At 69.6% G+C, this 11,946-nt stretch carries 11 protein-coding genes and 1 pseudogene; 3 read left to right on the top strand and 9 right to left on the bottom strand.

The window, feature by feature from the left end; all coding sequences use genetic code 11:
- From VF542_RS04815 to VF542_RS04780, 8 genes and pseudogenes are all read right to left on the bottom strand, one after another.
- A pseudogene (locus tag VF542_RS04815) lies at nt 1-597 on the bottom strand (hypothetical protein); the annotation flags it as partial.
- Nucleotides 594-1,256: a PulJ/GspJ family protein gene (locus VF542_RS04810; protein ID WP_408650572.1), complete on the bottom strand. Its 663-nt coding sequence runs from the start codon at nt 1,254-1,256 to the stop codon at nt 594-596. The gene VF542_RS04810 and the pseudogene VF542_RS04815, both read right to left, overlap by 4 nt.
- Complete coding sequence (locus VF542_RS04805; RefSeq protein WP_408650571.1) at nt 1,250-1,711, bottom strand: PulJ/GspJ family protein; 462 nt, start codon at nt 1,709-1,711, stop codon at nt 1,250-1,252. Before VF542_RS04805 ends, VF542_RS04810 begins: the two co-directional genes overlap by 7 nt.
- A complete protein-coding gene (locus tag VF542_RS04800) occupies nt 1,704-2,909 on the bottom strand; it encodes a type II secretion system F family protein (RefSeq protein WP_408650570.1) in 1,206 nt (401 codons plus the stop codon). The genes VF542_RS04805 and VF542_RS04800 overlap by 8 nt, the downstream gene beginning before the upstream one ends.
- A 3-nt stretch (nt 2,910-2,912) precedes the next feature.
- Nucleotides 2,913-4,700, bottom strand: coding sequence for a GspE/PulE family protein (locus VF542_RS04795; RefSeq protein WP_408650569.1), 1,788 nt, complete (start codon nt 4,698-4,700; stop codon nt 2,913-2,915).
- The gene (locus VF542_RS04790) at nt 4,697-5,791 is read right to left on the bottom strand and encodes a type IV pilus twitching motility protein PilT (protein WP_408650568.1); all 1,095 of its coding nucleotides are present in this window, start codon (nt 5,789-5,791) and stop codon (nt 4,697-4,699) included. Before VF542_RS04790 ends, VF542_RS04795 begins: the two co-directional genes overlap by 4 nt.
- Nucleotides 5,792-5,872: 81 nt before the next feature.
- Nucleotides 5,873-6,298, bottom strand: coding sequence for a competence type IV pilus major pilin ComGC (locus VF542_RS04785; protein ID WP_408650567.1), 426 nt, complete (start codon nt 6,296-6,298; stop codon nt 5,873-5,875).
- Nucleotides 6,295-7,386: an AAA family ATPase gene (locus tag VF542_RS04780; protein WP_408650566.1), complete on the bottom strand. Its 1,092-nt coding sequence runs from the start codon at nt 7,384-7,386 to the stop codon at nt 6,295-6,297. Before VF542_RS04780 ends, VF542_RS04785 begins: the two co-directional genes overlap by 4 nt.
- 325 nt (nt 7,387-7,711) lie before the next feature.
- Between VF542_RS04780 and VF542_RS04775 the strand changes: the two genes are divergently transcribed.
- A complete protein-coding gene (locus VF542_RS04775; protein WP_408650565.1) occupies nt 7,712-8,395 on the top strand; it encodes a response regulator in 684 nt (227 codons plus the stop codon).
- Between the two features lie 5 nt (nt 8,396-8,400).
- Here the strand turns inward: VF542_RS04775 and VF542_RS04770 are convergent, their stop codons facing one another.
- Nucleotides 8,401-9,450, bottom strand: a complete 1,050-nt coding sequence (locus VF542_RS04770; RefSeq protein ID WP_408650564.1) for a PfkB family carbohydrate kinase — start codon at nt 9,448-9,450, stop codon at nt 8,401-8,403.
- A 35-nt stretch (nt 9,451-9,485) separates the two neighbouring features.
- On the opposite strand from VF542_RS04770, the gene VF542_RS04765 reads away from it, so the two are divergent.
- Complete coding sequence (locus VF542_RS04765; protein WP_408650563.1) at nt 9,486-10,814, top strand: 6-phospho-beta-glucosidase; 1,329 nt, start codon at nt 9,486-9,488, stop codon at nt 10,812-10,814.
- A 163-nt stretch (nt 10,815-10,977) separates the two neighbouring features.
- The coding region (locus VF542_RS04760) for a S53 family peptidase (RefSeq protein ID WP_422653741.1) at nt 10,978-11,946 on the top strand (969 nt) is incomplete at its 3' end.

The raw sequence follows: 11,946 nt of genomic DNA, 5'->3' as shown, positions 1-11,946 counted from the left end.
CGAGCAGCCGGTGTGTGCGAACACCCCCACGTTGGATTCCAGCGAGCCGTTGGTCACCCGGATGTTGGAGTCCGACACCACCGAGCCGTGCACCGTGAACGGGATCGTGCTGCTCAGCGCCTTGATGTTCAGTCCGTCCTCGGCGGCGTTGGTGCCCGTCGTCAGGATGGCGTTGCCGGGCTTGTTGTCAGGGTTGATCTCCACCAGGCCACCGCTGGCACCGGAGTTCGGGTCGGCGGTGCAGGTCACCGCTGCCGAGGACGCCGCTCCACCGTTGGTGCCGGGGTAGAAGTTGTTCAACTGCAGCGTGTCACCGGTGGCGCCGGCGCCGAAGCACTTCGGGTAGGTCGGGCTCGAGGTGTTGTTGTTGAACGGTGAGAGGCGCAGCGCGGTGATCGCGGCCTGCGCGGCGCCGTCGCTGCCGTAGACCCCTGCGGCCTGGCCGCGCAGCGCGACGGTCACCCGGACGCTGGAGTCGCCGAAGGAGAGCACTGCCCCGACCACCACCGCCACCACCGTGATCAGGATCAGCGCCAGCACCAGCGTGGCGCCGGTGTCGTCGGCCAGGTCCAGCCGGCGGCGTGCGGCGCGAATCATGACTGCCTCCGTTGGCCGGTCAAGGTGATCTCGTAGGGGGCGGCGCCGGCACTCTGCGGATCGTGAACGGTCAGCTTCAGCTCGACGATCAGGGGCGGTGCGCTGCCCTCGCACGCGGCGGGCGATACGCAGTTCGCCGCCACGCTCACCAGGTCGTGGGCGATCACCGTGTCGGTGAGGACGGTCGCCGAACCCGCGCAGACCAGCCGGTGCAGTTGCAGCTCACCGGAGGCGTCCGCGTCGGCCACGTAGGCCACCCGCATCCTGGTCGGCGCGGACGCCGCTGCGTCGGTGTAGTCGTCCCAGCCGAACCGGATCACCGCGCTCGGCGTTGCGGCGGTCCCGCAAGGGAAGAGGCCGCCGGTAGCAGGAGCATTCTCCTCGATCGACTGGGTGAAGGGATACGGCTTGGACGGGTCCGAGGAGTAGGTGGTGCTGCGCACCCCGAGGCTGGCCACGTCCGCATGGAAGTAGGTGGCACTGATCTGGGCGTCGTGCGATTCGCTCAGCCGGCCGGTGGTCGCGTCGGTGTTGTGCAGGTAGCTGATGATCACGTCGCCCAGTGGGACGGCAATGATCGCCATGATCACGATCGCCACCAGCAGCTCCACCAGGGTGAAACCGCCGTCATCGCGCATTGGCAGGTGCGGCTTCAGCATGTCGAGCCGTCCCCGCAGGGCTTGCGCAGCACCAGGACCAGCTGCTCGGCCGCCCGGCTGTCGGTGCTGGCGACCTGGATGGTGAGTTCCCGCAGCCCGACGTCGGTGCACGGGCTGGTGGTCCACGCGGTGCCCGACCAGTACCGAAGTGCGACGGCGGTAGCGGTGTAGCCGCCGGACGGCACGGTGAAGCCGACGGTAGCGGGCGCGTAGGCCGACGGCGCCGCGCACGAGGTGTATGGGGCGCCGGCCACGTACTTCTCGACGATCTCGGCGTAGTCGCGCACCGCGGCACCGGCGGTGGACTGCTTGCGGTGGATGTCTGAGACGGCGACGCCGGCCACCAGGCCACCGACGATCGCCACCACCGCGATCGACATGATGGTGAGCGCGATCAGCAACTCCAGCAGCGTCTCGCCGCGTTCGCGATCGGCCTCGGGCAGCATGTCAGACATTGACCTGGTTGAAGATGCCGTACATCGCCGACACCAGTGCGATGGCCACGAAACCGACCAGCGCGCCCATCACGAGGATGATCGCCGGCTCGAACAGGCTGGTCAGCTTCTTGATCTTGTAATCGAGTTCACCCTCGTAGTAGTGGGCGGTCGCCTCCAGCTGGGTGTCCAGGGTGCCGGTCTGCTCGCCCACCTGCATCATCAGCGACGCGGTGCTCGGGAACAGCCCGGTCCGGGCCAGCGGCCTGGCCAGCCCGTCACCTTCGAGCATCGACTCCTCGACCTGCGACAGCGCCCGGATGTAGACCAGGTTGCGCAGCGATTCGCTGGCCACCCGAAGCGCTTCGGGCAGGTTGACGCCGGCGCTGACCATCGAGGACAGGATCCGAGCGAACCGCTCGACCAGCGCGTACTGGACCGTGTCGCCGAGCACCGGTACCGCCAGCACGAACCGGTCCCGGGCGTAGCGACCGCCCTCGGTGCGCAGCGCCAGCGCGATGATCGCGCTCAGGCCGGCGATGCCGGCCAGGATCATCCACCAGTAATTGGTGAGGAAGTCGGTGACCGCCAGCAGCATCCTGGTGGGCAGCGGCAGGTCGGCGTGCAGGCTGGCGAAGAACACCTTGAACCTGGGCAGCACGAACCCGGCCAGGATGGCGACGGTGAACACCGACATGCCTGCGATCACCGCGGGATAGATCATCGCGGACTTGACCTTGCGCCGGGCTTCGATGTCGCGTTCGAGGTAGTCGGCCAGCTGGTCGAGCACCGTGTCCAGCTGCCCGGTCAGCTCCGCCGAGCGCAGGATGCCCCGGTAGAACGCCGGGAAGATCTTGGGATGGCGGTCCAGGCAGGTCGAGAGCCGGTCACCGTCGCGCAGCGACCTTTCCACCTCGGCCATCATCCGGCGCGCCGAGCTGTTGGCCGACTCCGAGCCGATGGTGTGCACCGCGTCGATCAGCGGCAGGCCGGCCCGGATGAACGCGCCGAGCTGGCGTGACAGGTGCATCAGCTCATCCCGCTTGACCCGCGGAGCGGTGATCTCGGCCTGCAGCAGGCTCGTCTTCGGCTCGACCCGGATGTCTCGGAGATCGCGCTCGTAGAGTGCCAGCTCGGCGGCCTCCCGGCTGGCCGCCTTCTCGGTGCCGCGAGCCGGCTGCCCGGTAGGCAGGGTTGCTGAATAGCTGAAGCTGGGCACGGCTCAGACCCCCATCACGTACACGGATCGCATGACCTCGGCGAGGTTGGTGGTGCCGGCGCGCACCAGGGCCACCGCCTCTTCGAGCAGGGTGCTCATCCCCTCGGCCCGGGCGAGCTTGCGCAGGTCGTCGTGCGAGGCGCGGTCGAGCACCTGCTCCCGGATGCCGTCGGACAGCATCAACATCTCATACACGCCGATCCGCTCCAGGTAGCCGGTCTTGGCGCAGAAGTTGCACCCGGCGCCATGGCTGAACCCGTCGTCGGGGGCGTCGCCGCCGATGGCACGCAGGAAGGCCAGTTCCTCGGCGGTGGGTAGGTAGGGCTCGCGGCAGTGCGGGCAGATCCGGCGCACCAGCCGCTGCGACAGCACCGCGGTGACCGAGGAGGCGATCAGGAAGGTCTCGATGCCCATGTCGATCAGCCGGTGCAGTGCCGAGACCGAGTCGGTGGCGTGCAGCGAGGACAGCACGAAGTGGCCGGTGAGCGCGGACTGGACGGCGATCCGGGCGGTTTCGACATCACGCACCTCGCCGACCAGGATGACGTCCGGGTCCTGGCGCAGGATCGAGCGGAGGCCGCCGGCGAAGGTGATACCGGCCTGCTCGTTGATCTGGATCTGGTTGATCGAGGCGAAGGTGTACTCCACCGGATCCTCGATGGTCATGATGTTGCGGTCCGGGCTGTTGATCTCGGCCAGCGATCCGTACAGCGTGGTGGTCTTGCCGCTGCCGGTGGGACCGGCGCAGATCACCATGCCGTACGGCGCTCGCAGCGTCGCTGCATAGCGTTGTGCCATTGCCGCCGGCATGCCGAGCTGCTCGAGCTTGAACAGCGGCCGGCTCTTGTCCAGCAGCCGCAGCACGACCTTCTCACCGCCCACCACCGCGGTCGTGGAGACCCGGATGTCGACCGCCCGTCCCTCGATCTCGGTGCTGATCTGTCCGTCCTGGGCCCGCCGGCGCTCGACGATGTTCATCCCGGCGAGGATCTTGACCCGGCTGACTATCGCGGGGCCCATCGAGCCCGGCAGGTCCAGCACGTCGTGCAGCGCGCCGTCGATCCGGTAGCGCACCCTGACCCGGTCGTTCTGCGGCTCGATGTGGATGTCGGAGGCCCGGTCGCGCACCCCCTGGGCGATCATCAGCTGCACCACCCGGACCACGGGTGCGTCCTCGCTGGCGGCCGGGGTCTCCATCCGGACGGCGTCGCGGCGCAGGCCGTCGCGGGCCTCGAACAGCTTGACCTGCGAACTCACGCCGGTGATCGCCCGGTAGGTGTTGTCGATGGCTCGCAGCAGGTCGGACTGCCCTGCGACGGCGATCCGGACGTCGCGGCCGAGCAGCGAGCGCAGGCTGGCGACGGTGGTCTCGTTGGGGTCGGCCACCGCCACCAGCACGGTGCCGTCCTCCTCGACGGACAGCGGCAGCGCGGTGAGGGCGCGGGCGCTGTCGGTGGTGATCAGGCCGGCGACCTCAGGATCGGGCGTGACGCTGCGCAGGTCGACCGCCTGCACCGAGCTCTGCTCGGCGATCATCCTGGTGAGGTCGCGCTCGGTGATGATCCCGCGGTCGAGCAGCAGCCGGCCCAGGCGCTTGGTGGCGCCCTGCTGGGCCTCCTCCAGCGCCACGACCACCTGCGCCTGGGTCGCCAATCCTGCGTCGACGATCAACTCGCCGAGCCGGCGACCACCCGCGTGGACCTCGACATCGGCCGGTGCCTGTGCCCTCGACGGCGACATCGGCAGCTCCGGCGTGGGCTCCTCCGCCTGGTGACGAGCACGTAGCTTCATGCCGTCACCCCCACGGGCACCCGCGACACCGTGGTGATGTCCTTGGGATAGAGGCTGCGCGCCACGGCGTCGTCGTAGCTGATCAGGTTCTGCCGCACCAGCGCCGACAACGACTGCTCGAAGGTCACCATGCCGTCGCGCTGGCCGGTGAGCAGGGTGTTGCGCAGCTGATGGGTCTTGCCTTCCTTGATCAGCGCGCGCACCGGTGAGGTGGCGACCAGCACCTCATAGGCGGCGATCATGCCGCCGCCGGTTCGGGGCAGCAGCCGCTGGTAGACGATGCCGGTCAGCGCCGCGGCCAGCTGGACCCGCACCTGCGCCTGCTGATCGCCGGGAAAGACGTCGACGATCCGCGACAGCGCCTGCGCGGTGTCGTTGGTGTGCAGGGTGGCGAACACCAGGTGGCCGGTCTCGGCGATGGTGAGCGCGAACCGGATGGAGTCCAGGTCACGCATCTCGCCGACCAGCAGCACGTCCGGGTCCTCCCGCAGCGCGGCGCGCAGGGCGTCGGGGAACGATGCGGTGTCCGAGCCGACCTCGCGCTGGCTGATCGCCGAGCGCTTGTGCTCGTGCACGTACTCGATCGGGTCCTCGATGGTGAGGATGTGACATGCCCGCTGGGTGTTTATCTGGTCGATCATTGCTGCCAGCGTGGTCGACTTCCCCGACCCGGTAGGGCCGGTGACGAGCACCAGGCCCTGGTGCTGCCGGGTGAAGTCGCCGAGCACCGGCGGCAGCCCCAGCTGCTCCATGGTGGGAATCTGGCGCGGGATCATCCGCAGCGCCAGGGTGATCTGGTCGCGTTGGGTGAAGGCGTTGCCGCGGATCCGGGCCTCGTCGCGCCAGCTGAAGGAGAAGTCGTACTCGTGCCGGCCGGCGAAGGCGTCGAATTGGGCGGGGCTGAGCACCTCGGCAAGCAGCGCCTCGGTGTCGGCACCACTGAGCTTCGCCTCGTCCGGTACCGAGTACAGATCCCCGTGCACCCGGTATTGCGGCGCGAGTCCGGCCGTCAACAACAGGTCGGTGCCACCGGCCCGCCAGAGCCCGTCGAGCAGCCCGTCGATGCGGCTGCCGATGTGTTGACCGTGCATGAGAAGTGCCTTCCCCCGAATGCTGATGACAGGTACGCCGGTGAGGCAGGGCCGTCCCGGCGGACGGCCCTGCCGCTGCCGCTACTTGCAGTCGGGCGTCAGCCCGGTCGACGTCACGCTGCCGTCCGCCGGGTCGTAGTTGATGGTGTAGCCGTTGGCGCCCGCGGTGTGAAGCTCCTTCAGCAGCTTGTCGTCCACCAGCGCCTGCGCGCTGGCTGCGTAGGCAGAGGGCTTGCTCTTGGCGTAGTAGGCCTCGGACGCGACCTCGTAGGTCTTGACGTCGGACTTGCACGCCGCCACGTTGCCCCGGTCGGTGATGCCGCCGACGGCGAAGACGACGATCCCGGCGAGCACGCCGAGGATGACGATGACGATGAGGAGCTCGATGAGTGTGAACCCGCTCTCCTCCTGACGGGCCTTGCGCAGTTGTTCCAGCATTGCTTCTTCCCCCTTGGTGTGGCGAGCAGCCAGGTCAGCTGTCGCGGTCTGGTGCTGCCGGTGCGTCATGCGACGCCGGCAGAGCTGGGCGCGTAGCGGTCGGCGAACCGATCGATCGCGACGCTGACGGGATGCCCGGGTTGGGCCGTCAGCAACGGCACCCCCCGGTTGATCGACGCCGGGACATCACGGCTGGACGGCAGGTGGGCGGCGATCGGCCCGCGGACGGCCGCTGCCACTTCCCCGGCGGTGATGGCAGCGCTGCTGTCCGAGCGGTTGAACAACACCGATCTGGCCGTGCGGGAATAGCCCAGCAGGTCAAGGATGTCCAGCGTCAGCCGAAGGTTCTTCAGCGCCGGGCGCTCCGGGGTGGACACCACGATGTGGTGGTGGGCGTGGTCCAGGGCAACCATCGTGATCGGCGAGAACCGCGCCGGCAGGTCGACGACGACGGCGTCGTACCTGGTGGCCAGAGCCCGCAGCAACCGGCCGATCTTCGCCGGGCGGATCCGTTCAGCGTCCCCGGGCGCCACCGGCGCCAGGATGCAGTCCAGGCCGGTTCGCGGGGACGAGGTGATCAGCTCTCCGCTGTCCAGCAGGTTGCCGACATCACGCGGGCCGATCAGCAGGGCGAGCGTCCGGTCGGTGTCCAGGTTCAGCGCCGACGCGACGTCGCCGAAGTCGAGGTCCAGATCCAGCAGGCATACCCGGCCGTTGCCCATCCGCCGGAGCGAGATGGCGAGATTCGTCGCCACGGTGGTCTTGCCGCAGCCTCCCTTGGCCGCGAACACCGAGAAGACCTGGCCATCGGCCCGCGGCCGTTTCACCGCAGAACAAGCGTGCGCGATCTTATTGTGCTCGCCGGTATCGAACACCGCGTGGACGCCGGCCTTCTTCGCCCGCATCACCTCGGCGGCGCTCGGCTGTTCGCGCACCAGGATCACCGTCACCGCCGGGCGCTCGACGCTGACCTGGGCGGTGAACCTCAGCGCCTCGTCGAAGCCGACCGTGGCACCGATCACCACCGTGCAATGGCCGGTTGTGGTCACCAGGAGCACCGAGACCTTGCTGAGCCGCGACACGGTCCGGACATCGCCGCCGATGGCCGCCACCAGCACCCTGGCCGCCTGCGGATCCGGCTCACAGACAATCGTCACGCAGGACCCCCGTCCCGGCTTGGTACCGCTAAGAACTTGTGAAGTGAGCGTGACGGAGTCGTCCGGGTGGCCGCAGCGGGTGATCGGACAGACCTCGGGTCCACCGATCGGATGACAGCCGCACGCGGGCTGTATGCGTTGGTACAGCAGTGCGTAATCAGTAACGGGCATAAGGGGCGAGCCGTCTCGGTACGGCGAAAATTGTGTCCCCGTATGAGGCGGGAGTGTGCTTTGATGAATGCATTGACGTTAAGTCGAAGTACGGCCTAAGCGGGGGGCCATGGATAACGGAGCAGCGGTTCGACCGGCCGCTGATGCTCGACGCATGCAGAATGTCGCAGAACGACCGGTACCGCCGGCGCGGTTGATCATCATCGACGCGCACCCGGTGACCCGGCTCGGCCTGGCACTGATGGTGAACGGGCAGCCAGACCTGCTCACCGTCGGCGAGGCCGGCAGCGCCGCCGAGGCGATCAGCCTGATCAGCCACCTGCAGCCGGACGTGGTGACCATCGGTTTGTCCTTGCCCGATCGCCCGGGCCTGGAACTCGCCGCCGAGTTGCGCGACCGTTTCGAGGGCCTCGGCATCGTGATCTTCACCGCCCGCGGCGAGGACGACGTGCTGTTCCGGGCGCTGGAGACCGGCGCCTCGGCCTTCGTCTCCAAGACGGCCTCGTCACCGGAGATCCTCGGTGCCATCCGGCATGCCGCGGTGTCGGCATCCTCGTTCAGTTCCCGGGGACTGGCCGCCGCGCTGCGACGGCGCCGCGACGCCCCGGCGGTCCCCATGCTCAGCGAGCGCGAGCGCCAGGTGCTCAGCCTGCTGCTGGCAGGCCTCTCGGTTCCGGACCTGGCGCTCCGGTTGCACATCAGCGCCTCGACGGCCAAGACCTACGTCGGACGCCTCTATGACAAGCTCGGGGCCAACAGCAAGGCACAGGCCCTGCTGACCGCGGTCAGGTTGGGGCTGGTGGACAGCGCCGCGGAACCGGTGCCGTTCGTCGTCTAGCCGCTTCAGGCGTCCGAGGTGCGGGCGATGGTGGCGCTGGCCCGGCGGACAGTCGGCGCCGGACCGGCCGGAATGCACCCGGCCAGGAACTCGTAACTGTGCAGCAGGACGCCGGCCGCCCGCGAACCGGCCGCGGCCTGGTTCTGGACCGCAGCCAGCCAGTCGGCGATGTCGCCCCAGCCGGGCGCGGCCAGCGAGCCACCGACCTGCTGCACCGACAGCGCCGCGCAGAGGTTGGCGAACGCCAGCCGGTAGCGCAACGGCCAGTGCCGCAGGGTCGCCAGCACGAAGGCCGCCGCGAAGACGTCGCCGGCGCCGGTGGCATCGACCTCGTTCACCGGCAACGAGGGCACCCATTCCTCCTCACCGGTGATGGAATCGATCGCGATCGAGCCCTGGCCGCCACAGGTCACCACCACCACCGGCACCGAATCGGCCAGCCGGAGCAGGGCGGCCCGAGGGTCGTCGGTCCGGGTGTAGGCCATCGCCTCGGTGCTGTTGGGCAGGAAGGCGTGCAACTCCTCGAGCTGTTGCAGGACGTCGGCTGACCACTGCTGGCTCGGATCCCAGCCGACATCACCGAACAGCAGCATGCCGCGCTGCCGGGCGGTGCTCACCCACGTCTCCGGCTCCTCGCCGAGGTGCACCACGCCGGCCACCGCCGACGGCGGGTCAGCCAGCAGGGTGCTGGCCGAGATCGGCGACGGATGGCTGTGGGTCACCATCGCCCGGTCGCGCTGGACGGCCATCGACACCGTGACCGGGGAATGCCAGTTCGCCAGCCGCTGCGACCGGGACAGGTCCACGCCCTCCTGCTCGGCCAGCGTGCCCCACAGGAAGTCACCGTAGACATCGTCGCCGAACGCCGCCGCGAGAGCCGTCCGCAGCCCCAGCCGGCTGGCTGCCACCGCCAGGTTGGCGATCCCGCCGGGGCAGGACCCCATTCCCTCGGCAAGGACCTCGGTTCCCTGGATCGGCAGCCCGGGCAGGCCGGTCAGCACGACGTCGAAGAACACCGTGCCCTGCATGATCACGTCGAAGTCAGGCTCGCTCATTCCTACGAGGGTGCCACCTCACTACGGTCTTCCACATGCGATTGGTGCTGTTGGGTGGTGGCGGCTTCCGGGTTCCCCTGGTCTACCGGGCGCTGCGTCGCCGTCCCGAGGCGGGGATCACCGAGCTGGTGCTGTGTGACGTCGATGCCGGCCGGCTGGCGACGATCCACCATGTCCTGCAACCCGATCCCGCGATCCGGATCGAGTTGGAGATCTCGGTCGCGAGGGCGGTCCGCGATGCCGACTTCGTCTTCTCCGCGATCCGGGTCGGCGGGGCTGCCGGACGGGTCGCCGACGAGCGCCGGGCACTGGCGCATGGCGTGCTGGGTCAGGAGACGGTCGGCGCCGGCGGGCTGGCCTACGGCTTGCGGACGCTGCCGGTCGCGCTGGAGTTGGCCCGCACCGTCGCCGAGCTGGCGCCACGGGCCTGGCTGATCAACTTCACCAATCCCGCCGGCCTGATCACCGAGGCCAGCCGGGCGGTGCTGGGCGACCGGGTGATCGGGATCTGCGACTCGCCGGTGGGCCTGATCCGCCGGGTGTGCCGGGTGCTCGGGGTAGCCGAGGCCGAGCTGACGAGCGGCCGGGTGGTGCCGGACTACGTGGGGATCAACCACCTCGGCTGGCTGCGAGCGCTCCGCCGGGACGGGCAGGACCTGCTGCCGGGCCTGTTCGGCTCCGATGCCGCCCTCGAGTCCTTCGAGGAGGGCCGGCTGTTCGGGGCACCGCTGCTGCGGGCCCTGGCCGCCGTGCCGAATGAGTACCTGCACTTCTACTACAGCACCGCCGACGTGCTCGCCGCGCTGGCCGCGGGGCCCACCAGGGGCGAGTTCCTGCTGGCCGAACAGCAGGACTTCTACGCCGCGGCGGCAGCCCGGCCGGCCGAGGCCGCGGCCCTGTGGGAGGCGACCAGGCGCCGCCGGGAGGAGAGCTACCTTGCCGAAGCGCGTGCCGAGCAGCCCCGCGACGAGCAGGACCTGGCCGGCGGCGGCTACGAGGAGGTGGCCCTGGACCTGATGCAGGCCCTGGCTGGCGGCCGCCCCCGGCAGCTGATCGTGAACGTGGCCAACGGCGACACGCTGCCCGAGCTACCGCCCGATCTGGTGCTCGAAGTGCCGTGCCAGGTCGATCATGCCGGCGCCCGGCCGCTACCGGTGCCCCCGCTCAACCTGCACCAGCTCGGCTTGATCGCCTCGGTACGGGCCGCCGAGCGAGCTGCCATCGAGGCGGTGCGTGGCCGCTCCTACCAGGCAGCGCTGCGCGCGTTCGCCCTGTCCCCGCTGGTGAACTCGGCCGCGGTCGCGCGTCGCTTGGTGGACGACCTGCTCCGGACCGATCCGGCACTGGCCGGGCTGCTCAGCTGAGTCGGTTAGGTACAGTTGCCAACCAGTCGATAGGACGTTAGATTTGTGTTAAGTAGCTGCCAACGGATTGGCGGCTCGCTCGACGGACGGAGTCGTAATGAGCGGGGGTTCGGGCCTGCGGGTCCGGTTATTCAGGCGTGCGCGTCAGGGGCGCGGCGTGTCAATGGCGTCGCGGAGCGCCGGGCTGCACCGCTGCGTGGCGCACTGGACCGTGCTGGATCGCGTCCTGCTGCTCGGCTGCGCCTCGCTACTCACCGTCACTGCCATGACGGCCGTCCCCGGTCTGACCACGGGGCCGGCCGGTGCCCTCACCGCCGAGCCGGCCACGACCTCGTCCACCAGCGCTGCCAGTCAGGAACTGTGCGGGCTGCCGGCGCCCGGGCAGCTGCGGTGCCTGGGTGTGCGCCGTACCGACGTCAGCGAGCCGGCGGGCCTCAGCGGCTCCTCGGAGGTGGCCATGCCGGCGGCAGTGCCGGCCGGTTACGGCCCGGCCGACCTGGTCTCGGCCTACCACCTGGACACCACCGGTGGCAGTGGCCAGACCGTCGCGGTGGTCGATGCCTATGACAACCCCTCCGCCGAGGCCGACCTGGCGGTCTACCGCGCCCAGTTCGGCCTGCCCGCCTGCACCACCGCCAACGGCTGCTTCCGCAAGGTGAATCAGGCCGGTGCCAACTCGCCACTGCCGGTCGCCAACTCCGGCTGGGCCGCCGAGATCGCGCTGGACGTCGACATGGTCTCGGCGGTGTGCCCGCAGTGCGGCATCCTGCTGGTCGAGGCGGCCAGCAGTTACACCAGCGACCTGGGAACCGCCGTGGACACCGCCGTGGCGCTGGGCGCGAAGTTCGTGTCCAACAGCTACGGCGGCGGTGACTCCAGCGGCCAGGCCCACCACTTCGACCATCCCGGCGTGGTGATCACGGCCAGCACCGGCGACAGCGGCTACGGCGTCAGCTTCCCGGCAAGCGCTCCCACCGTCACCGCGGTCGGCGGCACCCGGCTGGTCCGGTCGGCCAGCACCCGCGGCTGGTCGGAATCGGCGTGGTCGGGCGCGGGCAGCGGCTGCTCCAGCGTCTTCGCCAAGCCCGCAATCCAGAACCTCGTCAGCACCGGGTGCGCCAGCCGCGCGGTC

Source organism: Jatrophihabitans sp., assembly GCF_036389215.1.
Taxonomy (GTDB): domain Bacteria; phylum Actinomycetota; class Actinomycetes; order Mycobacteriales; family Jatrophihabitantaceae; genus Jatrophihabitans_A.
Note: the sequence above shows the minus strand (reverse complement) of the source record. Positions and strands in the feature narration are given on the sequence as shown.

Excerpts from the sequence above, each read along its gene's own strand:
- VF542_RS04765 (WP_408650563.1), top strand. The coding sequence starts at position 9,486 with ATGCGATTGGTGCTGTTGGGTGGTGGCGGCTTCCGGGTTCCCCTGGTC.
- VF542_RS04805 (WP_408650571.1), bottom strand. The coding sequence starts at position 1,711 with ATGTCTGACATGCTGCCCGAGGCCGATCGCGAACGCGGCGAGACGCTG.
- VF542_RS04770 (WP_408650564.1), bottom strand. The coding sequence starts at position 9,450 with ATGAGCGAGCCTGACTTCGACGTGATCATGCAGGGCACGGTGTTCTTC.
- VF542_RS04775 (WP_408650565.1), top strand. The coding sequence starts at position 7,712 with ATGCAGAATGTCGCAGAACGACCGGTACCGCCGGCGCGGTTGATCATC.
- VF542_RS04795 (WP_408650569.1), bottom strand. The coding sequence starts at position 4,700 with ATGAAGCTACGTGCTCGTCACCAGGCGGAGGAGCCCACGCCGGAGCTG.
- VF542_RS04785 (WP_408650567.1), bottom strand. The coding sequence starts at position 6,298 with ATGACGCACCGGCAGCACCAGACCGCGACAGCTGACCTGGCTGCTCGC.
- VF542_RS04790 (WP_408650568.1), bottom strand. The coding sequence starts at position 5,791 with ATGCACGGTCAACACATCGGCAGCCGCATCGACGGGCTGCTCGACGGG.
- VF542_RS04810 (WP_408650572.1), bottom strand. The coding sequence starts at position 1,256 with ATGCTGAAGCCGCACCTGCCAATGCGCGATGACGGCGGTTTCACCCTG.